Genomic DNA, 24,751 nt, shown 5'->3' on the forward strand with positions numbered 1-24,751 from the left:
GGGGAGACCCCATAGCCATGCACCTCCGGATCGGTAGGCGGGAAGCGCTCCCCCCTCACGCCCCGCTGTCGATCAGGTCGGTCCGTCCTATCCGCCGTAGCGACACCTGGACCCGCGCATTGTGCTCGCGGATCTCGCGCAGGGTCTGCAACGTGAACTCGACATGGGCCTCGGCCGCGGCGCTCGCCGCCGCCGCGTCGCCGGCCAGCACCGCGTTGGCGATGGCCAGATGCTGCTGCAACAGCAGCTCGCGCACCCCCGGCCGGGAATAGAGGTCGGCACGGTTGTAGAACACGTCGTTGCGCAACAGGTCGGACAGCGTCCGCATGATGTGCAGCATCACGACATTGTGCGCCGCCTCGTAGATCGCCAGATGCAGGTCGGCGTCGGAATCCGCCTCCTCCGAGCTGTCGTCCTTGCCGTGGGCGGCCTGCATGCGGGCGACGATGGCGCGGATGCCGTCGCGGTCGACGTCGGTCGCCCGCTGCGCCGCCAGCCCGGCCGCCGCCACCTCGATGGAGCGGCGGAATTCCAGATAGTCGAAGGACGCGTCCGGCTTGTTGCGCATCAGCGTCATCAGCGGATCGGTGATCTGCGACAGGAAGGTCGCCACATGGGTGCCGCCACGGCCGCTGACCAGCAGGCCGCGCTCCTCCAGCTTGGCGATGGCGTCGCGTAGGGACGGGCGCGACACGTCCAGCTTCACCGCCAGTTCGCGCTCGGCCAGCAGCTTCTCGCCCGGACGCAGCGCGCCTTCCAGGATCAGCCTTTCCAAATGCTCGGCAATGGCGTCGGCCAGCTTGGCCGGTTTGATCGTCCCCTGCATTGGCTGGGCGGCCTCTCCCTGCATGTCCCGATCCTCTTCAATAGCGACGGACGGACCAAGCGTCCAGAGCGGTGGCGGGACGGTGATGGGACGGTGGTGGCGCGGGGGCGATCCGCCGCGCCACCCCCCTACCAAAGTTGGTCGCTTGGCAAACGATTCAGCCATTGCACAGTCTGGTAAAATAATTTATCCAATTATCACCGTATGGATAAGAGATGTCCACCGCCGGCTGGATGGCAAGGGGTCTTCCCCATAGCTGCCCCCGGCGGAAGGCGCATCCACACGTACCGGGACAGGACGGACCAGCACCCGAAAGGGCGCATCCGCGCCGCCGCCGGGGCCGAGAGCCCCCGGCGGCGGTGAACGCCCCCGTTTTGCCGAACATCCGGCCTTCCTCCCGCGCCGCCATCCAGGCGCGGGCAGGGCGGATGCGTGCAAAATCGGCCTTCCTTCTCCCGGCGCGCCGTTCGGCCCGACATCACTCCCCGAGAAGGAGACCCCTGACGATGAGCTGGTCGCAAGTCTACGACCCGATGAACAACATCTGGCTGTCGACGCTGTTCGCGTCGCTGCCGGTCCTGGTGATGCTGGGCGGTCTCGGCATCTTCCACATGAAGGCGCACCGCGCCGCCCTGCTGGGTCTGGCGACCGCGCTGGCGGTGGCCGTCGCCGTCTTCGGCATGCCGGTGGCGATGGCGGGAAAGACCGCCCTGCTGGGTGCGGCCTACGGCCTGCTGCCGATCGGCTGGATCGTCATCAACATCATCTTCCTCTACCACCTGACCGAACAGCGCGGGCAGTTCAAGATCCTGCAGGAAAGCATCACCGGCATCACCAACGACCGCAGGCTCCAGCTGCTGCTGATCGCCTTCTGCTTCGGCGCCTTCTTCGAGGGGGCGGCCGGCTTCGGCACGCCGGTCGCCGTGACCGGCGCCATGCTGATCGGGCTGGGCTTCACCCCCCTGGCCGCGTCGGGCCTGTCGCTGATCGCCAACACCGCCCCGGTCGCCTATGGCGCGCTCGGCACGCCGGTGCTGGCGCTGGCCGCCGTCACCGGCCTGCCGCTCCTGGACCTGTCGGCGATGATCGGCCGGCAGCTGCCCTTCTTCTCGGTGCTGGTGCCCTTCTGGCTGATCGTCGCCTTCGCCGGCTGGCGCGGCATGATCCAGATCTGGCCCGCGATCCTGGTCGCCGGCGTCTCTTTCGCCGTCCCGCAATATCTGGTGTCGAACTATCACGGCCCCTGGCTGGTCGACGTCGCCGCCGCCATCGTCTCGCTGGTCTCGGTCACCCTGTTCCTGAAGGTCTGGCACCCGAAGGCGATCTGGCACACCGCCGGCGGGGCATCGGCCCTGACCCAGGGTGTCGGCGCCGCCGTGGTCCAGGGCGAGGCCCGCCGCGACCATGGCTACAGCGCCGCCGAGGTCCGCCGCGCCTGGACGCCCTGGGCGATCCTCAGCATCCTGGTCTTCCTGTGGGGCATTCCCGAGGTCAAGACCTTCCTCGACGGCGTGTCGATCTTCAAATTCCCGATCGACGGCCTGCACAACATGGTGATGCGCGTTCCCCCGGTGGTGGCGAAGGCCCATCCCGAGGCCGCCGTCTATACCCTGAACTGGCTGTCGGCCACCGGCACCGGCATCTTCATCGCCGCCGTCCTCTCCGGGCTGCTGATGGGCTATTCGCCGGTCGAGATGGTCAGGACCTACGGCCGCACCCTCTACGCCATCCGCAACTCGCTGCTGACCATCTCGGCGATGCTGGCGCTGGGCTACACCACCCGCTATTCCGGCCTCGACACCACGCTGGGCCTCGCCTTCGCCAATTCGGGCTTCCTCTACCCCTTCTTCGGCACCTTCCTCGGCTGGCTGGGCGTGGCGCTGACCGGGTCGGACACGGCGTCCAACGTGCTGTTCGGCAGCCTGCAGAAGGTGTCGTCGGAACAGCTCGGCCTGCCGCCGGTGCTGATGGCCGCCGCCAACAGCTCGGGCGGCGTGATGGGCAAGATGATCGATGCCCAAAGCATCGTCGTCGCCGCCGTCGCCACCAAGTGGCATGGGCATGAGGGCAAGATCCTGCGCTTCGTCATCTGGCACTCGTTGGCGTTGACCGCGCTGGTCGGCCTGCTGGTGATGGCCCAGGCCTATCTGTGGCCCTTCACCGCCTTGGTCATCGGTCGCTGATCACCGGACCGCCTCCCCCCCCACACCAGCAGGAGCCGCCGCCAATGCTGCCCTCCCCCTACGATCACGTGCTGGCCGCGCTTCGGTCCGTCATCCCGCAGGCGAGGCTGGTCACCGACCCGCTGCGCACGCTGGCCTACGGCACCGACGCCAGCTTCTATCGGCTGATCCCGAAGATCGTGGCACTGGTGGAGACGGAGGAGGAGGTGGTGCGGCTCCTGCGCATCACCCGGACGCACAAGGTGCCGGTGACCTTCCGCGCCGCCGGCACCAGCCTGTCGGGCCAAGCGGTCAGCGACAGCGTGCTGGTGGTTCTGGGCGACGGCTGGCGCGGCTGCGCCATCGCCCCGGACGCCGCCACCGTCACCCTGCAACCCGGCGTGATCGGGGCGGAGGCGAACCGCCGCCTCGCCCCGCTCGGGCGCAAGATCGGCCCCGATCCCGCTTCCATCGCCACGGCGAAGATCGGCGGCATCGCCGCCAACAACGCCAGCGGCATGTGCTGCGGCACGGCGCAGAACAGCTACCGCACGCTGGAGTCGATGCGGCTGGTGCTGGCCGACGGCACGGTGCTCGACACCGCCGACCCGGCCAGCCGCAGCCGTTTTTCCGCCAGCCATGGCGCGCTGCTCGACCGGCTGGCGGATCTCGGCGCCCGCACCCGCGCCGACAAGGCGCTGGCCGCCCGCATCCGCGACAAGTTCCGCATCAAGAACACCACCGGCTACAGCCTGAACGCCCTGGTGGACTATGAGGACCCGATCGACATCCTCCAGCACCTGATGATCGGGTCGGAGGGCACGCTGGGCTTCCTCTCCTCCATCACCCTGCGCACCGTGGTGGAGCATCCGCACAAGGCCAGCGCGCTGCTGTTCTTCCCCGACATCGCCGAGGCCTGCCGCGCGGTGGCCCTGCTGAAGGCCGCCCCGGTCGATGCCGCCGAGCTGATGGACCGCGCCTCGCTCCGCTCCATCCAGGACAAGCCGGGCATGCCGCCGCAGATCCGCGGCTTCGGTCCCGAGGCGGCGGCGCTGCTGGTGGAGACCCGCGCCGCGACCGCCGACGCGCTCGATGCCAACACGGCGCGGATCGCCACGGTGCTGGCCGGCTGCGCCACCATCGGCGACACCGGCTTCACCACCGACGCCAAGGCCTGCGAGGGCTTCTGGAAGATCCGCAAGGGCCTGTTCCCGGCGGTCGGCGCCATCCGCCAGACCGGCACCACCGTCATCATCGAGGATGTCGCCTTCCCCCTGCCCCGGCTGGCCGAGGCGACGCGCGAGCTTCAGGCGCTGTTCGAGCGCCACGGCTACCGCGAGGCGATCATCTTCGGCCACGCGCTGGAAGGGAACCTGCATTTCGTCTTCACCCAGGCCTTTGACACCCAGGCGGAGATCGACCGCTACCGCCGCTTCATGGATGATGTCGCGGCTCTGGTGGTCACCCGTTATGACGGCTCGCTGAAGGCGGAGCATGGCACCGGCCGCAACATGGCCCCCTTCGTCGAGATGGAATGGGGTCCGCAGGCCTATGGCCTGATGATGGAGATCAAGGCTCTCCTCGACCCCGACGGGCTGCTGAATCCCGGCGTCATCCTGAACGGCGACCCCGAGGCCCATCTGAAGAACCTGAAGCCGCTGCCGCCGGCCGACCCGCTGGTCGACACCTGCATCGAGTGTGGCTTCTGCGAACCGACCTGCCCGTCGCACCGTCTCACCCTGTCGCCGCGTCAGCGCATCGTCGGCCGACGCGAGATGGCGCGGCTGGAGGCCGCCGGCGACGACGCTCCCCGTCTGGCCGAGATCGCCGCCGCCTACGACCATCAGGGCATCGACACCTGCGCCGCCTGCGGCCTGTGCGCCACCGCCTGTCCGGTCGGGATCGAGACCGGGCTGCTGATCAAGTCCATGCGCGGCGGGCGGCGCGGCGCCGTGGCGCGCAAGGCGGGGGCGCTGGTCGCAAACCATATGGAAACCACGCTGGGCCTCGCCCGCGCCGGCCTGCGGCTGGCCGACCTCGCCCGCCGCACCATCGGCGAGGACGCCACCCGGATCGCCGCCCGCGCCCTGTCCGGCGGCGCCCTGCCCACGCTGCCGCACAATTTGCCGACGGCCGCGACCTTCACGCCGAACGCGGACGCCGCCGGTACGGATGATGTGCCGACTTTGGTCTACGCCCCCAGCTGCGTCAGCCGGACCATGGGACCGGCCGCCGACGACCCGCAGCGGCGCCCGCTGCCCGAGGTGGTCGAATCGGTGATGCGCAAGGCCGGCTTCCGCATCCTCTATCCGGAGGCGGCCGACGGCCAGTGCTGCGGCATGCCGCTGGAAAGCAAGGGGCTGATGGAGGCCGCCGACGCCAAGGCCGACGCCATGCTGGCCGCGCTGTCCAAGGCCAGCCGGGGCGGCCGCTATCCGGTGGTGATGGACACCAGCCCATGCGCCCTGCGTCTCAAGAAACGGCTGACCGATGCGGGCTTGCGCATCCTCGACGTGGCGGAGTTCCTCAGCGAGTTCGCCCTGCCCCGCCTCGCCATCACGAAGACGGCGGAGCCGGTGATGCTGCATCTGACCTGTTCCACCCGGCGGATGGGGCTGGACGGCGCCCTGACGGCGGTGGCGCGGGCCTGCGCCGAAACGGTGGTGGTTCCGCCCGATGTCGGCTGCTGCGGCTTCGCCGGCGACAAGGGCTTCACCACGCCGGAACTGAACGCCCACGCCCTGCGCCGTCTGCCGGCCGCCGTGCCGGACGGCTGCGCGTCGGGCTACTCCACCAGCCGCACCTGCGAGATCGGCCTGTCCGACAAGGCCGGCGTGCCCTACCGCTCCATCGTCTATCTGGTCGACGCTTGCGCGACGGCCAAGGCGGAGGAGCGGACGCGGGTGGCCGAACCGGCTTTTTGAGCGATGATTTGCGAAAGCGCCGGCGCCAAGCCATGCCAAGACTCCGCTGAGGAAACGCCCATGGACCACCAGCCCCCCAAACCCAGCCGCGTCTATTATTTCGGCACCTGTCTGGTCGACCTGTTCTTCCCCGATGCCGGCATGGCGGGGATCGAGCTGCTGCAATCCCAGGGGCTGACCATCGTCTTCCCGCAGGGGCAGAGCTGCTGCGGCCAGCCCGCCTACAATTCCGGCTACCGGGCCGAGGCGCTGAAGGTCGCCCGCGCCCAGCTCGACCTGTTTCCCGGCGAGGACCCCATCGTCGTGCCGTCCGGCTCCTGCGCCGGCATGATGAGGAAGCACTGGCCCGACCTGTTCCACGGCGAGCCGGACGAGGCCAAGGCGGCGCAGGTGGCGGGGCGCGTCTGGGAGCTGACCCAGTTCCTGGTCCATGTGCTGGACGTCCGGCTCACCGACAAGGGCGAGCCGCTGCGCGTCACCTGGCACGCCTCCTGTCATGCCCAACGCGAGATGGGCGTGGTGGAGGAGCCGAAGGCGCTGCTGCGCCAGCTCGCCAATGTCGAGCTGGTCGAGCTGAAGCGGGAAAAGGAATGCTGCGGCTTCGGCGGCACCTTCGCCGTCCGCCATCCGGAGATCTCCGCCGCGATGGTCGGTGACAAGGTGGCGGACATCGAAGGCACCGGCGCCGCCCGCGTGGTGTCGGGCGACTGCGGCTGCCTGCTGAACATCACCGGCGCGCTGGACGCCGGAGCCAAGGCCGCGCGCGGCCAGCACATCGCCCAGTTCCTGAAGGAGCGCATCCATGGACGGTAACGCACCGGATTTCGCCGCCGCCTCGCGCGCGGCGCTGGCCGACCCGGAGCTGCGCGGCAATTTCCGCCGCGCCATGGACGGCTTGATGAGCAAGCGCGCCGCCCAGTTCGCCGACACCGGCGAATGGACCGGGGTGCGGGCGCTCGCCGCGGCGGTCCGGCTGCGCGCCCTGTCCAAGCTGCCGGAACTGCTGGAAAAGCTGGAGGAGACCTGCACCCGCAACGGCATCACCGTCCATTGGGCCGCCACGACGGATGACGCCAACGCCATCGCGCTCGACATCCTGCACAAGGCCAACGCCAAGCTGGTGGTCAAGGGCAAGTCGATGGTGACGGAGGAGATGCACCTGAACGCCGTGCTGGAACAGGACGGCATCGAAGTGCTGGAAAGCGACCTCGGCGAATATATCGTGCAGATGGACGGCACCATGCCGTCCCACATCATCATGCCGGCGATCCACCTCAACACCAGACAGATCGCCCATCTGTTCAAGCGCAAGCTCAAGGACGCCGAAAGCCGGGAGGATGCCGCCTATCTGACCGACCTCGCCCGCCGGGTGCTGCGCGCCAAGTTCGAGGCGGCGGATGTCGGCATGTCCGGCGTCAACGCCGCGGTGGCGGAGACCGGCACCCTCTGCCTGATCGAGAATGAGGGCAACGGCCGCATGTGCACCACGGTGCCGCCGGTCCACATCGCCTTCATGGGGCTGGAGAAGGTGGTGGAGAGGCTGGAGGACGTGCCGCCGGTGATCAGCCTCTTGCCGCGCTCCGCCACCGGCCAGCCGATCACCACCTACGTCAACATGATCTCCGGCCCGCGCAAAGACGGCGAGAAGGACGGCCCGCGCGAGGTGCATCTGGTCATCCTCGACAATGGCCGCTCCGGCATCTACGCCGACCCGGAGCTGCGCGACACGCTGCGTTGCATCCGCTGCGGCGCCTGCATGAACCATTGCCCGGTCTACACCAAGGTCGGCGGCCATGCCTATGAGGCGCCCTATCCGGGGCCCATCGGCAAGATCCTGGTGCCGCAGATCGAGGGGCTGGCCAAGCGCGGCGCCATGCCCCACGCCTGCACCATGTGCAACGCCTGCGTCGAGATCTGCCCGGTGAAGATCCCGATCGTCGAGATCATGGGCCGGCTGCGGGTGGAGGCGGTGCGGCCCGGCGGTGCCGTGAAGGATGGCGGCGCCAAGGCCAGCCGGACGGAATCGATGGTGTGGAGCGGCTGGGCGGCGATGAACGCCTCTCCCACCGCCTACCGCCTCGCCACCGCGGCGATGAGCAAGCTCGGCAACGCCGCGCCCTCGTCGCTGCCCGTGCTGAAGGAGTGGACGAATGTCCGCACCAAGCCGCGCTTCGCCGGCCGCACCCTGCACGACCTCGCCCGCGCCAAGGGGATTCCCGATGTCTGACGCCCGCAACTCCATCCTGGCGAAGCTGCGCGCCACCCGCGACGCCCACCCGCTGACCCCGCCCGCCTCGGACTTCACGCCGATCGAGGCGAAAGTCTGGCCGGAAGAGGAGCGCCTGCCCCGCATCCGCCGCCTGATGGAGGCGGTGCACACCGAGTTCCTCGACGCCACCGAGGCCGACTGGCCGGCGGTGCTGCGCGGGTTCCTGGCGCGCGAGGGGGTGGGCTCGCTGCTCTACGCCCCGGCGACGGAGGCGGGCAAACGGCTGGTCGAGGGGTGGGAGAAAGGCCCTCTCCCGGCCCCCACCCTCATCCCCTACGACCGCCCGCTCGAAGACCTGAAGCCCCGGCTGTTCAACGCCATCGACGCCGGCCTGACCACCACGCGCGGCGCCATCGCCGAGACCGGCAGCCTGATCCTGTGGCCGACGGCGGAAGAGCCGCGCTCCTTGTCGCTGATCCCGCACATCCATGTGGCGTTGCTGCGCGCCGACATGCTGCACGACACCTTCCTGCAAGCGGTGCGCGCGCAGGGATGGGCGCAGGCGATGCCGACCAACGTGCTGCTGGTGTCCGGCCCGAGCAAGACCGCCGACATCGAGCAGACCCTGGCCTACGGCGTCCACGGCCCGAAGCGGCTGATCGTCCTGGTGATCCATCCATGATGGCCCGGCTCTACGAGGCGATCCTGCATCTCAGGCGCCTCGGCCACCGGGTGGAGAAATGCGAAGGGCGGCGCGGGCGACACCGGCTGGATGGGGCCGAGATCGCCGACGCCGCCCTTGTCGAGCTGGCGATGACCCGCGTCCGCCGGGCGGCGCGGGTGTCCTGTTCAGATCAGACCAGCCCGGATCAGGCCGGACGCACCGCCGCCGGACGGGTCACCGTCACCGCCGGCTTGCGGCCGTAGCGCTCGACGCTGAGACCCTCCATGTCGATGTCGGTCTGGCGGCCGCCGACCACATCGGCCAGCACGCGGGCCGAGCCGGCCGACATCGTCCAGCCCAGCGTGCCGTGGCCGGTGTTGAGATAGAGGTTGCGGATGTGGGTCGGCCCGAGGATCGGCGTGCCGTCCGGGGTGTTCGGGCGCAGGCCGGTCCAGAATTCCGCCTTCGACAGGTCGCCGCCCTTCGGGAACAGGTCGCTGACGACATGGTCCAGCGGCCCGCGGCGCTTCTCACGCAGGGTCAGGTCGAAGCCGGTCAGCTCCGCCGTGCCGCCGACGCGGATGCGGTCGCCCAGCCGGGTGACGGCGATCTTGTGCGTCTCGTCCATCACCGTCGATTCCGGGGCGTGGGCGGCGTCGGTGATCGGCAGGGTCAGCGAATAGCCCTTCACCGGATAGACCGGCAGGTCGATGCCCAGCGGCTTGACCAGCTTGGGCGAATAGCTGCCCATGGCGACGATGTAGCTGTCGGCGGTCAGCGTGCCCTGGTCGGTCACGACGCCGGTGATCCTGCGCCCGTCGCTCTCCAGCCCGCGGATGGAGACGCCATAACGGAACTCCACCCCGCGCTTGGCGGCATAGGCCGCCAGCTTGTTGGTGAACTGGAAACAGTCGCCGGTCTCGTCGCCCGGCAGATGCAGCGCGCCGACCAGCTTGTCCTTGACATGGGCCAAGGCCGGCTCGACCGAGGTCAGGCCGTCGCGGTCGAACAGGCTGTAGGGCACGCCGTAGCGCTCCAGCACCGCCATGTCGTAACCGGCGGCGTCCATCTGCTTCTGGGTGCGAAAGACCTGGAGCGTGCCCTGGGTGCGCTCGTCATAGGTGATGCCGGTTTCGGCGCGCAGCGCCTTCAGGCAGTCGCGGCTGTATTCGGCGACACGGACCATCCGGCCCTTGTTGAGCTGGTAACTCGCCTCGTTGGCGTTGGCCAGCAGCTTCAGGCACCAGGACCACATCGCCGGATCCAGCTTCGGCCGGACCACCAGCGGCGAATGCTTCATCATCATCCACTTGACGGCCTTGACCATCAGCCCCGGCGCCGCCCAGGGGGCGGAATAGCCCGGCGACACCTCGCCGGCGTTGGCGTAGCTGGTCTCCAGCGCCGGGCCTTCCTGACGGTCCAGCACGGTCACCTCATGCCCGGCGCGCGCCAGATAATAGGCGGTGGTGACACCGATGACGCCGCTGCCCAGAACGATCACGCGCATGAGACTGGCTCCCCGAGGGATGAAGGACTTCACATGGCGGACCTCATCGCAATTGGCATGCCAGATGCGGAAATGGCGGATTCGCTGCGATACGGCGAGGCCGGCGGAGAGGCTGGTGTATGCAGATGTTTACAGATGAGGGATACGCAGAGGGCAAAGCATTGCAAATAAAAGAACTATGAGGGTGTAAAGATTTTGATACGGTGTAATGAATTATGTACATTGATTGCCGGATGCCCCCTCCCGCCCCGGCACACTCCCCATGCGCATCAAAGTCACCTTCGCCGACCGTGTCGGCATCGCCCATGAGATCCTCGCCGTGCTGGCGCTGCGCCGGCTCAACGTGGTGGGTGTCGAGGTCGATCCGCCGCTGATCCACATCGACGCCCCCGGCCTCGATCCGGCGGCGCTGCCGGCGCTGTCCGACGCGCTGCGCACCATCGCCGGGGTGCGCGCGGTGGCCGCCATCGACATGCTGCCGGGCACGCGCCGGCGCCTGCATCTCGACGCGCTGCTGGCCGCCCTGCCCGACCCGGTGCTGGCGGTCGACCGCGCCGGGCGGGTGGTGGTGGCGAGCGCCGCCGCCGTCCAGGTCGCCGGATTGCCGGAATCGCGGCTGGCCGGCCTCGACCTCGGCGCGCTGCTGGACGATCCCGGCCTGACCCGCGAGCTGGCAGACGGCGGCTTCCGCATGTCGGGGCGCGAGGTGACGCTGAACGGCCAGCCTTTCCTGCTGGAGGTGACGCCGATCGTCGATGTCGAGGCGGCGGGCGCCGTCATCACCCTGTTCACCCCGTCGCGGCTGGGCGAGCGTCTCGACGCCATCCAGAATTTCGACGAGTTGGGGTCGGGCGGCGGCTTCGACCGCATCCTCGGCGAATCGCCGCCGGTCCGGGCGCTGAAGGCGCGCGCCGTGCGCGTCGCCGCGATGGAGGCGCCGCTGCTGATCCTGGGAGAGACCGGCACCGGCAAGGAGTTGATCGCCCATGCCTGCCACCGCGCCAGCCCGCGCCGCGACAAGCCCTTCCTGGCGCTGAACTGCGCCGCCGTGCCGGAGAATCTGGCGGAGAGCGAGCTGTTCGGCTATGCCCCCGGCTCCTTCACCGGGGCGCAGCGCGGCGGCAAGCCGGGCCTGCTGGAGCTGGCGCATGGCGGCACGGTGTTCCTCGACGAGATCGGCGAGATGTCGGCCTATCTCCAGGCCAAGCTGCTGCGCTTCCTCAATGACGGCAGCTTCCGCCGGGTCGGCGGCGAGCGCGAGCAGAAGGTGGATGTCCGCGTCATCAGCGCCACCCACCGCTCGCTGGAGGCCATGGTCGCCGATCACAGCTTCCGCGAGGATCTGTTCTACCGCCTGAATGTGCTGACGCTGGATGTGCCGCCCCTGCGCGAGCGCGGGCAGGACATCCTGCTGCTGGCCCGCCATTTCATCGCCCGGGCGGCGGCGCAGGCCCGCCGTCCCCCCGGCCGGCTGACCCCGGCGGCGGCGGCGGCGCTGCTGGCCAACCGCTGGCCCGGCAATGTCCGCCAGCTGGAGAATGTCATCTTCCGCGCCGTCACCATGACCGACGGCGGCGCGCTGGACGCCGCCGACCTGGAGCTGGCCGGCGCCGGCATCCAACCGGCCGACGCCTCGGCGGACGAGGTGGCCACTTGGGAGGCGGCGGTGGACGGGTTCGAGCGCGCCCTGCTGCGCCGGCTCTACCCGCGCTTCCCGTCCAGCCGCAAGCTCGCGGCGCGGCTCGCCACCTCGCACACGATGATCGCCAACAAGCTGCGCAAATACGGCATTCCGGAGCGCTGATCCCGGCGGTGAAACCGGCGGTCAGTGGCCTGACGGCTTGGCCGGGGCGGTGTGCTTGTCGGCGGCATGCTTGTCGGCGGCGGGTTTCGCCGCCGGCTTTTCCCCACCCTTTTCAGTGGCCTTCTCCACTGGCTTCTCCGCTGCCGGCGCCTCCAGGCCGGGCGGCGGACCGCCGAAGGTGATGGTCACCTCGACCACCGGCCCCGGATCGGGCTGGCTGTGATGGAACGCCGCCGCGGCCCCCGGCCCCAGCGTCTCGGCCGACGGCTCGACGACCCAGCTCTGCAACAGCTTGCGCTCCGGGCCGAAGCTGTTGACGCGCAACGGCGGCAGCCGGCGCTCGCCGTCGGTGGTGTTGGCGACCTCGCCGTCCAGCAGCAGGACGGTCTTTCCGCCCTCCTGCTTCTGTTCGGAATGGATGTTGCGCAGGTCCAGCCCGAATCCCGGCGGTTCGGCCGGCATGCCGGCGAGGTCATAGAGCCGGGCGGCGGGTGGCCAGCGGTCGACGAGGACGTCGCGGCCGAAATAGGCGCCGGCGGCGGACCCGGCGACCAGCAGACCCAGCAGGGCGAAGCCGATCACCGTGCCGCGCGCCGGTTTGGCACGCGGCCCCCTGCCATGCCTGATCCTGGCCCTGGCGCCTGGCTTCACCGGCATCGACGGGCGCAGCTCCGTCAGCGCGTCGGGGATGACCGGCTCGCTCTCCTGCCGCTCGGGCTTCTGCCACCACATGTGGCCGCAGCGGGCGCAACGGACCTTCCGGCCATCCTGACCGAGCGAGTCGTCGGACAGGGTATAGCGCGTTGAACAGGTCGGGCAGGAAACGATCATCGCGCCGTCGCAGAAAAGTTGGCACTTGCCTTATAGATAGGAGCGGCGCCCGGCGCAACCGGCAGCCACCCCTACCCGCGGGGTCGCATCCCCAGCCGGGCGAGCTTCTTGTAGAAGGCGGCGCGGGAAATGCCGAGCGCCCGTGCCGCCGCTTCCGCCCGGCCGCCGCCGGCCGCCAGCGCCCGGCCCAGCAGATCGCGCTCGAAGGCGTCGAACGCCTCGTCATAGCCCGGCACCGGCTCCCCACGGACGGGCGGCGGGGGAACCGCCGCCGGGCTCACAGCCTCCGGCTTCGCCACGGCCAAATCCGGCAGAGCCTCCGCAAGGTCGGCGGCGGTCAGCCGGGGACTGTCGCTCAGCAGACAGGCGCGCTCCAGCACGTTGCGCAGTTCACGCACATTGCCCGGCCAGCGATGGCGGCCCAGCGTCTCCACCGCCTCCGGGGTCAGGCCGCGTGGGGAAAGTCCGCCGCGGGCGGCGATGTCCTGCAGGATGGCCTCGGCGATCGCCTCCAGCCCGCCGCCCATCTCCGCCAGGGCGGGCAGGCGGATCGGCAGCACGTTCAACCGGTAATAGAGGTCGGAGCGGAAACGGCCGTCGCGGATGCGCCGCTCCAGATCGACGTTGGTGGCGGCGATCACCCGCACATCGACCTTCACCGGCCGGTCGGAGCCGAGCGGCTCGATCTCCTGCTCCTGCAGGGCGCGCAGCAGCTTGGCCTGCAACCCCAGCGGCATGTCGCCGATCTCGTCGAGGAACAGCGTGCCGCCGTCGGCGGTCTTGAAGCGTCCCTCCCGTCCACGGCGGTCCAATCCGGTGTAGGCGCCGGGCACCGCGCCGAAGAACTCCGCCTCCAGCAGCGTTTCCGGGATCGCCGCCACATTGACGCCGACGAAGCAGCCGCCGCTGCGCGCCGACAGCCCGTGGATGGCCTGGGCGATCAGCTCCTTGCCGGTGCCGGTCTCGCCCAGCAGCAGGATCGGCGCGTCGCTGCGGGCGGCGAGCCGCGCCTTGCGCTTGACCTCCAGGCAGACCGGGCTGTCGCCGACATAGCTCTGCAGCGTGTAGCGCGGCCGCCGGCCCTCGTCGAGCCGGCGCCGGGCCGCCGCCAGCTCCGCCTCCAGCCGGGACAGCTCGGCCAGCAGGGGCTTCAGCCGGTGCAGGCTGTCATAGAGGACGAAGCCGACGGCGCCGATCACAGCACCGGCATCGTCGGTCAACGGAAAGCGGGTGACCACCAGCCGCTGGGTTCCGAACAGCATCAGGTCGAGCAGGATCGGCTGGCCAGTCGCCAGGACCTGACGCAATTGCGAATGGGGGATGATCTCCTCCACCTCGCGGCCGATGGCCGCGGCGGGGTCGGCGATGCCGAGCATGCGGGCGTATTTGGCGTTGATCCACACCACCCGCGCCTCGCGGTCGACCGCCACCGTACCCTCGGACTGGGTCTCCAGCGCCTCGAACAGCGAGGGAATCGCCCGGCGCCGCAGCAGCGCCGCCTCGCCCTGCCGCGCGTCGGAGAATTGCCCGCCGTCCCGATCCGTCACGCCCGCCGCCTCCGCTTGCCGTTCCCCTTCCTTATCGGCCGCAACCGGCCCGATCCGCAACCGGATCCCGGCATGCCCCTTCCGGCCAGGGGGACCTGTCCCGATGGCGGAGACGGCGCGACCATCCCGGCGACCCCCTGTTCTGATCTGCACCGTCGCGTTTCCGCACGGTGACGATTTCCGATATCGAACAAGATGGGAGAGCACATCATGGCGAGCCAGAACGAAGGGCGCAGCGCCGGCGGCCAGCACTCCGGCGGCAACTTCAAGAATGATCCGGAGCGCGCGGCCGAAGCCGGCCACAAGGGCGGCCAGGTCTCGGGCGGCAACTTCAAGAACGACCCCGAACGCGCCTCGGAAGCCGGCAAGAAGGGCGGCGAGCACAGCCATGGCGGCCAGGGTGGCGGCCAGGGCGGCAAGGAGTGACCGGCACCGCCATCCGGTGACGGACAGCGGCCGATCATCACCGCCGGCCGCCGCTACGGAAAAAGCGCGCCCTCGGGGCGCGCTTTTTTCTTGTCCCGCATGGAGGCTTGCGCGGCTTCGTCGGACGGGTCCATTGTCTGCCGGCACACACCCGCAACCGTCCCCGCCGAAACCGCCGCCATGCCCCGCCCGCGATGACCCTTCCGTCAGTCCTGCTTCTGGCCGCGGTCGTCGCCACCTTGTGGATCGCAGCGCGCAGCTGGCTGCTTCCTCCCTTCCCCGGCCGTACCGACTTCGTGCTGATGCAGTTGTCGGCCACTTGGTGGTCGACGTCCGTCGCGGTGGAGAGCATGGTCACGGCGCCGGCCGACAAGCTGTTCTGGGCCGAGATGGCCTGGATGGGCATCGTCTGCACCCCCAGCCTGTGGGCCTTCTTCCTCTGGTCCTACACGCGGGGCGAGTTGCCGGCGCGCTGGCGGCTGGTGCTGGTGGCGGTCGGGCTGGCGAACTGGGCGATGGCGCTGACCAACGACCTGCATCACCTGTTCTACACCGCGACCCGCCCGATCGATGCGACGCCGGGCGCGGCGCTGGTCTACAGCCACGGGCTGCTGTTCTACGCCACCACCGTCTACATCTATGCCTTCATGGTGATGAGCATCGTCGTCACCGCCAGCGGCATCCATCGGGCGACGCGGGCCTACCGCACCCATTACCTGGGCTTCCTGGTGGTGATGGCGGTGCCGTGGACCGCCAATGCCAGCTATATTTTCGGCAACGTGACCCTGTTCAACCAGGACCCGACCGCCTTCAGCTTTCTGCTGATGGACGGAATCTTCTATTGGCTGATCACCCGGCGGCGCCTGTTCGAACTGCTGCCGGTCGCCCGCGACGCGCTGCTGGACGCGGTGCCCGACCCGGTGCTGGTCCTCGATGCCGACGGCACGGTGGTGGAGGCGAACCCGGCCGGGCTGGCGCTGGTGCGCGACGGCACGCCGCTCGGGCGCCGGCTGGCCGATCTTCCCGGACTGTCGGCGCTCGCCTCCTGGGACGCCGCTCTGCCGCTGGCGCTGGAGCTGGACTGCGGCGGCGATCCGCGCAGCTTCGAGGCGACCAGGGTTCCGCTGACCTCGGGCGGCGGGGCGCGGGAGGCCGGGGCGCGGGAGGTCGGCCGCCTGCTGCTGCTGCGCGATGTCACCCACCGCCGCCGGGCCGAGATGCGGCTGGAGGACAGCGTGCGCCGCCTCGACCTCGCCCACCAGGAGACGGAGCGGCGGCTGCTGGCCGAACAGGAGGCCAAGCGGGCGCTGAAGGGCTTCCTGTCGATGGCCGCGCACGAGTTCAAGACCCCGCTCGCCATCATCGACGGCGCCGCCCAGATCCTGCTGCTGGATGCCGAGGGCAAGGCCCCCGCCATGCTGCCGCGGCTGGAGAAGATCCGCCGCGCCGTGCGGCGGCAGGTCAATATTCTGGACACCTGCCTGGCGGACGACCGGCTGAACGACCCCGCCTTCACGCTGCATCGCGACCGGGTGGAGCTGCCGGCCCTGCTGCGCGCCGCCGCCGCCGCGCAGTGCGACGCGGCACCCGGCCGGCGCATCGACCTTTATCTCGACGATTGTCCGCCATGGCTGACCGCCGACGGCCCGATGCTGGAGCTGTGCGTCCACAATCTGCTGAACAACGCGCTGAAATACTCCCCGCCCGCCAAGCCGGTCAGGCTGGCCGTCCGCGAGGAGGATGGGGCGGACGGGCATTGGCTCGCCCTGTCGGTGACCGACCAGGGCATCGGCATCCCGGCGGGCGAGCGCGACCGGGTGTTCGACCGTTTCTTCCGCGCCTCCAACACCGGGACGGCGGCGGGCAGCGGCGTCGGGCTGAACATGGTCCGCCGCATCGCCCTGCTGCATGGCGGAACGGTGGCGGTGGACAGCCGGCTGGGCGAGGGCAGCGTCTTCACGCTGCGGCTCCCGCTGTGCCGCGAGGAGGCACTCCGCGAGGCCGGGAATGCCGGCGGGATGATCGGCGGGGGAGATCGTTTCTTGCATTGATTGACCGGTGAAGGGAATAATCCCGCTCCCTCCATCTGGACCCTGGCAATATGAGCGAACACGACCCCACCGTCGTCCGGCCGGTGCCGAAACCCCGCGTCCCCCTGGGCATCGAAGAGCTGCTGGTCGCCCTCACCATGGCGGTGGTGGCCCTGATCACCTTCGCCAACGTCGTGGTGCGTTACCTGACCGACGTCTCCTTCGCCTTCACCGAGGAATATTCCATCGCGCTGATGGTGATCATGACCTTCCTCGGCGCCTCGGCGGCGGTGGTGAAGGACCGCCACATGCGGATCACCTTCCTGACCAGCAAGCTGTCGCTCGCCAACCGCCGCCGGGCGGAGATCTTCGCCATGGCCTGCACCGCCGCCATGTTCGCCCTGCTGGTGGTCTATGGCGCCTGGACGACCTGGGACGATTACCGGTTCGAGGTGACCTCGCCGGCGCTGGGGCTGCCGCAATGGATCTACACGATCTGGCTGCCCCTGCTGTCGGCCGTCGTCACCCTGCGCGCGCTCGGCCGCATGATCCGCATCGCCCGGCGGACGGAGAAGTTGGAGGGCGAGGCATGATCACCGTCCTGCTGTTCGGGTCCTTCCTGGTCATGCTGCTGCTGGGGGTGCCGATCGCGGTCTCCCTCGGGCTGGCCGGCACCGCCGCCATCGGCTTCGCCCATCTCGGCGTCATCTCGGTGCCGACCAGCGTCTATACCGGCATCGCCAAATACCCGCTGTTGACCATCCCGATGTTCGTGCTGGCCGGCACCATCTTCGACCGCTCGGGGGTGGCCCAGAAGCTGGTGCGCTTCGCCACCGCCGTCATCGGCCAGGGCAAGGGGGCGCTGGCGGTGATCGCCGTGGTGGTCGCGATGATGATGGGCGGCATCGCCGGCTCCGGCCCGGCCATCGCCGCGGCGGTCTGCGGCGTCATGGCGCCCAGCATGATCCGCGCCGGCTATCCCCGCCCCTACATCGCCGGCGTCATCGCCGCCGCCGCCGCCACCGACATCCTGATCCCGCCCTCGGTGGCGCTGATCATCTACAGCGTGCTGGTCCCGGCCGCCCCGGTCACCGCCATGTTCGCCGCCGGCATCATTCCGGGGACGCTGGCCGGTCTGGCCCTGATCATCCCCACCCTGTGGCTGGCCCGGCGTTACAATCTGGGCGGCGACATGGCGGGCGAGCCCCGCCCGCCCTTCTGGAGCAGCCTGTGGGACGCTTCGCTCGGCATGTTCGCCAAGGTGCTGATCCTGGGCGGCCTCAGGCTCGGCGTCTTCACCCCGACCGAGGCGGCGGTGATCGCCGTCGCCTACGGCCTGCTGCTGGGCATGGTGGTCTACCGCACGATCAAGGTCCGCGACCTCTATTCGATGATGGTCGAGGCGGCGGAGATCTCCGCCATCATCCTGACCGTCATCGCACTGGCCAGCGTCTTCGGCTGGGCGATGAGCACCCTGTCGATCATCGATCCCATCGCCAACGCCATCGTCAATCTCGGCATCGGCGAATATGGGGTGATGTTCCTGCTGATGATCATGCTGATCGTCATCGGCACCTTCCTGGACGGCGTGTCGACCTTCATCATCCTGCTGCCGCTGCTGATCCCGATCGCCATGACCTATCACTGGGATCTGGTGTGGTTCGGCGTGCTGCTGACGCTGAAGATCGCCATCGGCCAGTTCACCCCGCCGATGGCGGTCAACCTGATGGTCACTTGCCGCATCGCCGGCTGCACCATCGAAAGCACCATTCCCTGGGTGCTATGGCTGATCCTGACCATGTTCCTGACGCTCGCCGCCGTGGTGATCTGGCCCGATCTGGCGCTGTGGATGCCGCGCCGCATGGGGTTCTAGGGGAGGGGGTTCTAGGGGAGAGGGTCTAGACACGGGGCTGGAGGAAGCGGGCGACGTCGCGGCTGGTCAGGTGCAGGCTGGCCGCGGCGCCAAGGCCGCGCCGCGCGATCTTGCCGGCCGCCGCCGCCTCGAAGGCGGCGCGGTGGGCGGCGGCATGGGCGAGGCAGTCCTCCGGCACCGGTTCCCGCTTGTCGAGCAGGGCGCGGAAGGCCAACCGGTGGACGGCACACCAGCCGCCATGGCCGGCCGGGCGGAAGACCAGCGCGTCGATGTCGGCGCGCCAGGACGCCCAGCCCGTCATTCCCGCAACCCCAGCCGCCGGGCGAGGCGGAACAGGTTGCTGCGGTCGAGCCCGAGCGACCGCGCCGCCCGCGCCCAGTTGCCGCCATGGCGGGCCAGATGGGCGCTGACCATCCGGCGCTCGAGCGCCTCCACCGCCTCGCGCAGCGGCAAGTCTGGCAGCTCCGCCACCTCCCCGACCTCCGGCGCGCGGGGCCGGGGGGCCGGCATCGCCGACGACGGGGCGCCGGCTTCCCCCTCCTCCGCATCGGCCAGCCCCAGATCGGCCGGGGTCAGGGTCAGCACGCCGCCGTCGGGCGGCCGGGCGACGCGGGCGCGGATGGCGCCGCGGCCGATGGCATGCTCCAGCTCGCGCACGTTGCCGGGCCAGGGATAGGCCAGCATCCGCCGTTCCGCCGCCGGCGACAGGCGCAGGTTGCGCAGGCCCAGCCGCGCCCTGTTGCGCTCCAGGAACAGCCCGGCCAGCCGCAGGATGTCGGTGCCGCGGTCGCGCAACGGCGGCACCCGCAGCGGATAGACGCTGAGCCGGTGATAGACGTCGGCGCGGAAGCGCCCCTCACGCACCTCCGCCGCCAAGTCGCGGTTGGTGGCGGCGATCACCCGCACATCGACGGTGATGTGCCGGTCGGAGCCGACGCGCTGGATCTCGCCATTCTGCAACGCCCGCAGCATCTTCGCCTGCGCCGCCGCCGGCAGCTCGCCGACCTCGTCCAGGAACAGGGTGCCGCCGTCGGCCAGCTCGAACTTGCCGCGCCGGTCGGCCAGCGCCCCGGAGAAGGCGCCGCGCACATGGCCGAACAGCTCGCTTTCCACCAGCGCGTCCGGCAGGGCGGCGCAGTTGACGTGGACCAGCGGTCCGCCGGCCCGGCGGGAACGGGCGTGCAGCCGCCGCGCCACCAGCTCCTTGCCCACCCCGGTCTCGCCCAGCACCAGGACGACGAGGTCGCTGGCCGCCACCGTGTCGATCTCCGCCAGCAGGCCCGCCATCGCCGGGCTGGAGCCGACGGGGGCGAAGTCGCCTCCCGACGGCGCATCGTCGGGGAGCCGCAGGCCCACACCTCCCTCCCCCGCCGCGACCACCCGCCGCTCCACCGCGGCGGCGAGATCGGCGGCGAAATGCGCCCAGGCGGCGATCGCCTCCTCCCAGCCGTCAAAGCGTCCCTCGTTCAGCGCGTCCAGCGTCAGCATGCCCCAGGGGCGTCCATCGACGCTCAGGGACGCCCCGACACAGTCATGGACATGCAGACGCTGGTCGAGGTCGGGGATCAGCCCGTCATAGGGGTCGGGCAGCTCGCAGCCGGCGGGAAAACGCAGCGGCCCGCCGCCCGCCCCGGCGATCGCCTTCAAGCGGGGATGATCCTCCAGCCCAAAGCGCCGGCCGAGCGTGTCGGGGCTGAGCCCACGCGTGGCGAGCGGAACCAGCGGCCCATTCCCGGAACCCCGGTCAAGGCGCAGCAGCGCGCAGGCGTCGCAGGGCAGATGCCGGGCCATCAGGTCGAGCAGCAGCGGCCACAGCCGCGCCGGCTCGTCCAATGCCAGCAGCAGCGCCCCGGCCTCCTCCAGCGAAAGGGCCGGTGGGAGCGGCGTTGTCGGAATGACCGCATCGTTGTCCATTCGACATCATACCCCACGCGGTCGATCCGACAACAGCCCGGCCACGCGGCGCGGATTTCCGGGCTGCGTCGCTTTGGCACAGGGCTTGCCATCCGATTGCGACATCGTGACGCGCAAAAGGATTGCCCCTGCCATGCTGACCCCCGCCCAGATCGCCGTCATCAAGGCCACCGCCCCGGTGGTGGCCGCCAACGCCACCAGGATCACCGGCACCTTCTATCCGCTGATGTTCGAGCGCTTCCCCGAGGTGCGCGCCGTCTTCAACCAGAGCCACCAGCGCAACAGCGCCCAGCCGGAGGCGCTGGCCAACGCCATCATCGCCTATGCCACCAACATCGACCGGCTGGAGGTGCTGGGGCCGGCGGTGGAGGGGATCGTGCAGAAGCACGTCTCGCTCAACATCACCCCCGACCAGTACAAGATCGTCGGCACCTGCCTGATGGAGGCGATCGGCACGGTGCTGGGCGACGCGGTGACGGCCGAGATCGCCGACGCCTGGGGGGCGGCCTATTGGCAGCTCGCCGAGCTGCTGATCGCGGCGGAGGAAAAGGAATATGCCCGCAAGGCGGCGCTGACCGGCGGCTGGCGCGGCGCGCGGCGCTTCCGCATCGTCGGGAAGACGCCGGAAAGCGCCGTCATCACCTCGTTCCGGCTGGCGCCGGCCGATGGCGGGCGGGTGATGGACTTCCAGCCCGGCCAATATCTCGGCTTGCGCCTGACCATCGATGGCGAGACCGTTCACCGCAACTACAGCCTGTCGGCCTCGCCCAACGGCCATGACTACCGCATCTCGGTGAAGCGCGAGCCCCATGGGCTGGTTTCCGGCTTCCTGCACGACCGTGCCCAGCTTGGCGACGAGATCGACGTCTACCCGCCGGCCGGCGAGTTCGTGCTGCGCCAGGGGAGCGGCCCGCTGCTGCTGATCACCGGCGGCGTCGGCCAGACCCCGGCGCTGCCGCTGGCCGAGCAGGCGCTGGCCGCCGGACGCGAGGTCATCTATGTCCATGCCGCCCTCAACGGCTCGGTCCACGCCTTCCGCCGGCAGATCGACGAGTTGGCCGCCCGGCACGACACCTTGAAGCCGGTCTACTGCTATGCCGAGCCGCAGCCGGGCGACACGCCGCACATGGTCGGGCTGCTCGACCAGGAGCGGCTGGCCGGGTTGCTGCCGCGGGACCCCGGCGTCGCCGCCTACATCGTCGGTCCGAAGCCCTTCATGGCCGCCGTCGTCAAGGCGCTGTCCGCGCTCGGCCTGCCGGACAAGGCCATCGTCCACGAGTTCTTCGGCCCGCGCGAGGCACTCGCCTGACACGGCGCCGCAGCGGTTCAGCCCCTGACCGGAAGGGCCGGCCTGTCCCGGGGCCGGCCCTTTTGCCGTGCCGGTCCCCGCTTTCACCCCCCTCAGGCATCGCCCGCGGAGGACGAAAGCAGAGCTGTTGTATCGTCATGATGGCCTGTGGTCCGTTTCTCCCGGCCTTTCATACCTGCTCAAGTCCGACGAATTATACTCTCCCTTCCGATGAAATGGACCCGTGGGCCGGCGGAGTGATTATTGCGCCGCAGCACGGCGTAGCGACCATCATGAAAGAACTGTGGATTCTCCTTATTTCTTTCTTAGAGATTTTGGCGCTTTCCTACTTCCGGAACGAGAAGATTGTTTAAAATTGTTCCAATCTCCGTGGCAGCGGCCGCAACCATGCGGCGACCATGCCGGGATGGTGGAACCAGGAAAATATCTGCGGCGAGAGCCGGAACGGCGAACCGCGGTGACCGATCATGCGGCGGTGACCGAGCACCGGAGGGGAGGACAGGATGCCGAACGACAGCCTCAGCATGACGCCCAGCACCATGATGCCCAGCACCATGACGCCCAATGGCACGCACGCCCGGCGCGGCGCCTGGTATTCCGGCCTGCGCGTCAAACTGATGATCGCCATCGCCGTGGTGCTGTCCGGCACGCTGGTGGCCGCCGCCGTCGCGCTGATCGGTTATGCCAATGTGCGCACCACAATCGACACCATCGTCGGCGAAGCGGTGCCGGCGATGACCGAGGGCATGGCGGTGGCGCAGCAGGCCGAACGGCTGGTGGCGCTGGCCCCGGCCCTGACCTCCGCCACCAACGCCGCGGCGCGCGAGGCGGTGTCGGCGGACCTCGCCAAGGAGAAGGAGGAGTTCAACGCGCGGCTGACCCGCCTGCGGGCCACCGGCTCCGCCGGACCCCAGCTCGCCGCCATCGAAGAGGCGTCGAAGGGGCTGCTCGCCAATCTGGCCCAGCTCGATCAGGCGGCCGCCGAGCGGGTGGGGCTGGCCACCGACCGCATGGGGACGATGCCGAAGGTGATGGCGGCGGAGGCCGAGATCCAGAAATTCGCCGCCCCTTGGATGTCCGTCCTCAACAATGACGAGGAACAGGCCCGCTCGACCCTGGCCGAAGAGGATGCCACCCCCGCCGCGATGCGCGAGGCGGCGGCCAGCCTGACCGATGTCATGACCAAGAAGAAGCCGGTGCAAACCGTCACCGCCGACGCCGCCACCATCCGCAACATGCTGATGGAGGCCGCGAGCACCGATGACGAGCAGCGGCTGGCCATCATCGAGACCAGGATCACCCTGTCGCTCGCCAACCTGTCGAACAACGCCCAGCTTCTGCCGGACCGTCTGGCCGCCGTCACCTCCAAGCAGGCGGAGCTGTTGACCGGCTTCGCCAACGGCGAAAAGTCCCTGATCACCATCCGCCAGAAGGAGCTGGCGATCGAGGGCTATTTCACCCAGCTTCTGGAGAGCAACCACGCCCTGACCAACACCCTGGCCAAGGGCATCGCCACCTTGGTTGAGGGCCAGAAGGCCAGCATCGCCGAGGCCATCGACGCCACCGCCCGCATGCTGGACAACAGCCGCCTGACCCAGATCGCCGTCGCCGCCGCCAGCATCCTGGTGTCGATCCTGGTGGTCTGGCTCTATGTCGGCCGGGTCATCATCCGCCGGATGCTGGCGCTCAAGACCGGGATGGGCCGGATCGCCGCCGGCGACCTCGACGCCGAGATCGCGCTGGCCGGCCAGGATGAGATCGCCGAGATGGGGACGGCCCTGCTGGTCTTCCGCGACACCGCCCGCGAGGTGGAGACCACCCGCGCCGCCGCCGAGGCCGAGCGCCTGCGGGCCGCCGGCGAACGCCGGCAGACCATGCTGTCGCTGGCCGACCAGTTCGAGAGCGGCGTGAAGACGGTGGTGGAGACGGTGTCCGCCGCCGCCACCCAGATGCACCAGACCGCCGCCGGCATGGTGGCGACCGCCGACGACACCTCCCGTCAGGCCGGCAACGCCGCCGAGGCGGCTGAAACCGCCTCGGTCAATGTCGACGGCGCCGCCTCGGCCGCGCATCAGCTGTCGCGGTCGATCAGCGAGATCTCCCGGCAGGTGACCGAATCGGCCTCCATCGCCGCCAAGGCTGCCGGCGAGGCGGAACGCACCGACGGCACCATGCGCGCCCTGAACGAGGCGGCGGGCCGCATCGGCGCCGTGCTCGACCTGATCTCCGACATCGCCGGCCAGACCAACCTTCTGGCGCTGAACGCGACCATCGAGGCCGCCCGCGCCGGGGAGGCCGGCAAGGGCTTCGCCGTGGTGGCGCAGGAGGTCAAGCAGCTGGCCAGCCAGACGGCGAAGGCGACCGACCAGATCGCCGGCCAGATCGGCGCCATGCAGCAGGCGACCGGCCAAGCGGTCGACGCCATCCGCAGCATCGGCCACACCATCGGCCGCCTGAACGACATCGCCGCCAGCATCGCCGCGGCGGTGGAGGAACAGGGTGCCGCCACCTCCGAGATCGCCCGCAACGTCCAGCAGGCGGCGGGCGGGACCGCCCAGGCGTCGCACAACATCGGCGAGGTGCGCACCGCCGCCGGCCAGACCGGCCGTTCGGCGCAGGAGGTCCTGTCGGTCGCCCAGGAGGTCTCGTCCCAGACCGGCCGCCTGCAACAGCAGATCGACCGCTTCCTCAGCCAGGTGCGGTCGGCCTGATCCCGGCCCGGCCC

At 69.9% G+C, this 24,751-nt stretch carries 19 protein-coding genes; 13 read left to right on the forward strand and 6 right to left on the reverse strand.

Annotated features, from left to right (window positions below; genetic code table 11):
* Positions 1–55 precede the first annotated feature (55 nt).
* A complete protein-coding gene (locus AZL_RS32075) occupies positions 56–826 on the reverse strand; it encodes an FCD domain-containing protein (RefSeq protein WP_012978517.1) in 771 nt (256 codons plus the stop codon).
* A gap of 506 nt (positions 827–1,332) precedes the next feature.
* On the opposite strand from AZL_RS32075, the gene AZL_RS32080 reads away from it, so the two are divergent.
* Genes AZL_RS32080 through AZL_RS32105 form a run of 6 tightly spaced genes read left to right on the forward strand, consistent with a single transcriptional unit; the run spans position 1,333 to position 9,048 of the window.
* Positions 1,333–3,009 carry an L-lactate permease gene (locus AZL_RS32080; protein ID WP_012978518.1) on the forward strand — a complete coding sequence of 559 codons (1,677 nt, stop codon included), beginning with the start codon at positions 1,333–1,335 and terminating at the stop codon, positions 3,007–3,009.
* A 44-nt stretch (positions 3,010–3,053) separates the two neighbouring features.
* Positions 3,054–5,912, forward strand: a complete 2,859-nt coding sequence (locus AZL_RS32085; RefSeq protein ID WP_012978519.1) for an FAD-binding and (Fe-S)-binding domain-containing protein — start codon at positions 3,054–3,056, stop codon at positions 5,910–5,912.
* 60 nt (positions 5,913–5,972) lie between these two features.
* On the forward strand, positions 5,973–6,725 hold the full coding sequence (locus AZL_RS32090; RefSeq protein WP_042446729.1) for a (Fe-S)-binding protein: 753 nt from the start codon (positions 5,973–5,975) through the stop codon (positions 6,723–6,725).
* Positions 6,715–8,139, forward strand: coding sequence for a LutB/LldF family L-lactate oxidation iron-sulfur protein (locus tag AZL_RS32095; RefSeq protein WP_012978521.1), 1,425 nt, complete (start codon positions 6,715–6,717; stop codon positions 8,137–8,139). The genes AZL_RS32090 and AZL_RS32095 overlap by 11 nt, the downstream gene beginning before the upstream one ends.
* Positions 8,132–8,803 (forward strand): LutC/YkgG family protein, encoded by a 672-nt coding sequence (locus AZL_RS32100; protein ID WP_012978522.1) that lies wholly within the window; start codon positions 8,132–8,134, stop codon positions 8,801–8,803. Before AZL_RS32095 ends, AZL_RS32100 begins: the two co-directional genes overlap by 8 nt.
* Positions 8,800–9,048, forward strand: coding sequence for a hypothetical protein (locus AZL_RS32105; RefSeq protein WP_042446732.1), 249 nt, complete (start codon positions 8,800–8,802; stop codon positions 9,046–9,048). The genes AZL_RS32100 and AZL_RS32105 overlap by 4 nt, the downstream gene beginning before the upstream one ends.
* Here the strand turns inward: AZL_RS32105 and AZL_RS32110 are convergent.
* Positions 8,991–10,292 carry a D-amino acid dehydrogenase gene (locus AZL_RS32110; protein WP_012978523.1) on the reverse strand — a complete coding sequence of 434 codons (1,302 nt, stop codon included), beginning with the start codon at positions 10,290–10,292 and terminating at the stop codon, positions 8,991–8,993. The two genes, AZL_RS32105 and AZL_RS32110, sit on opposite strands and share 58 nt — an antisense overlap.
* Positions 10,293–10,554: 262 nt before the next feature.
* Between AZL_RS32110 and AZL_RS32115 the strand changes: the two genes are divergently transcribed.
* A complete protein-coding gene (locus tag AZL_RS32115) occupies positions 10,555–12,096 on the forward strand; it encodes a sigma 54-interacting transcriptional regulator (RefSeq protein ID WP_012978524.1) in 1,542 nt (513 codons plus the stop codon).
* A 21-nt stretch (positions 12,097–12,117) separates the two neighbouring features.
* On the opposite strand, the gene AZL_RS32120 is transcribed toward AZL_RS32115, so the two are convergent.
* Together AZL_RS32120 and AZL_RS37340 are read right to left on the reverse strand one after the other, a co-directional pair.
* Positions 12,118–12,927 (reverse strand): MJ0042-type zinc finger domain-containing protein, encoded by an 810-nt coding sequence (locus AZL_RS32120; RefSeq protein WP_012978525.1) that lies wholly within the window; start codon positions 12,925–12,927, stop codon positions 12,118–12,120.
* A 71-nt stretch (positions 12,928–12,998) separates the two neighbouring features.
* Positions 12,999–14,474, reverse strand: coding sequence for a sigma-54 interaction domain-containing protein (locus AZL_RS37340; protein ID WP_012978526.1), 1,476 nt, complete (start codon positions 14,472–14,474; stop codon positions 12,999–13,001).
* A 195-nt stretch (positions 14,475–14,669) separates the two neighbouring features.
* Between AZL_RS37340 and AZL_RS32130 the strand changes: the two genes are divergently transcribed.
* From AZL_RS32130 to AZL_RS32145, 4 genes are all read left to right on the forward strand, one after another.
* Complete coding sequence (locus tag AZL_RS32130; protein ID WP_012978527.1) at positions 14,670–14,900, forward strand: general stress protein; 231 nt, start codon at positions 14,670–14,672, stop codon at positions 14,898–14,900.
* Positions 14,901–15,094: 194 nt separating this feature from the next.
* Positions 15,095–16,951, forward strand: coding sequence for a sensor histidine kinase (locus AZL_RS32135; RefSeq protein WP_012978528.1), 1,857 nt, complete (start codon positions 15,095–15,097; stop codon positions 16,949–16,951).
* Between the two features lie 50 nt (positions 16,952–17,001).
* Entirely contained in the window at positions 17,002–17,523 is a 522-nt protein-coding gene (locus tag AZL_RS32140; RefSeq protein ID WP_012978529.1) for a TRAP transporter small permease, read from the forward strand.
* Positions 17,520–18,803, forward strand: a complete 1,284-nt coding sequence (locus AZL_RS32145) for a TRAP transporter large permease (RefSeq protein ID WP_012978530.1) — start codon at positions 17,520–17,522, stop codon at positions 18,801–18,803. Before AZL_RS32140 ends, AZL_RS32145 begins: the two co-directional genes overlap by 4 nt.
* Before the next feature lie 25 nt (positions 18,804–18,828).
* Here the strand turns inward: AZL_RS32145 and AZL_RS32150 are convergent, their stop codons facing one another.
* Together AZL_RS32150 and norR are read right to left on the reverse strand one after the other, a co-directional pair.
* On the reverse strand, positions 18,829–19,104 hold the full coding sequence (locus tag AZL_RS32150; protein ID WP_012978531.1) for a hypothetical protein: 276 nt from the start codon (positions 19,102–19,104) through the stop codon (positions 18,829–18,831).
* The gene (norR, locus tag AZL_RS32155; protein WP_012978532.1) at positions 19,101–20,717 is read right to left on the reverse strand and encodes a nitric oxide reductase transcriptional regulator NorR; all 1,617 of its coding nucleotides are present in this window, start codon (positions 20,715–20,717) and stop codon (positions 19,101–19,103) included. Before norR ends, AZL_RS32150 begins: the two co-directional genes overlap by 4 nt.
* A 133-nt stretch (positions 20,718–20,850) precedes the next feature.
* Between norR and hmpA the strand changes: the two genes are divergently transcribed.
* Both hmpA and AZL_RS32165 read left to right on the forward strand, forming a co-directional pair.
* Positions 20,851–22,026: an NO-inducible flavohemoprotein gene (gene hmpA, locus AZL_RS32160; RefSeq protein WP_012978533.1), complete on the forward strand. Its 1,176-nt coding sequence runs from the start codon at positions 20,851–20,853 to the stop codon at positions 22,024–22,026.
* 503 nt (positions 22,027–22,529) lie between these two features.
* Entirely contained in the window at positions 22,530–24,737 is a 2,208-nt protein-coding gene (locus AZL_RS32165; protein ID WP_012978534.1) for a methyl-accepting chemotaxis protein, read from the forward strand.
* Positions 24,738–24,751 lie beyond the last annotated feature (14 nt).

It is taken from the genome of Azospirillum sp. B510 (genome assembly GCF_000010725.1).
In the GTDB taxonomy this organism is placed as follows: Bacteria; Pseudomonadota; Alphaproteobacteria; order Azospirillales; family Azospirillaceae; genus Azospirillum; species Azospirillum lipoferum_B.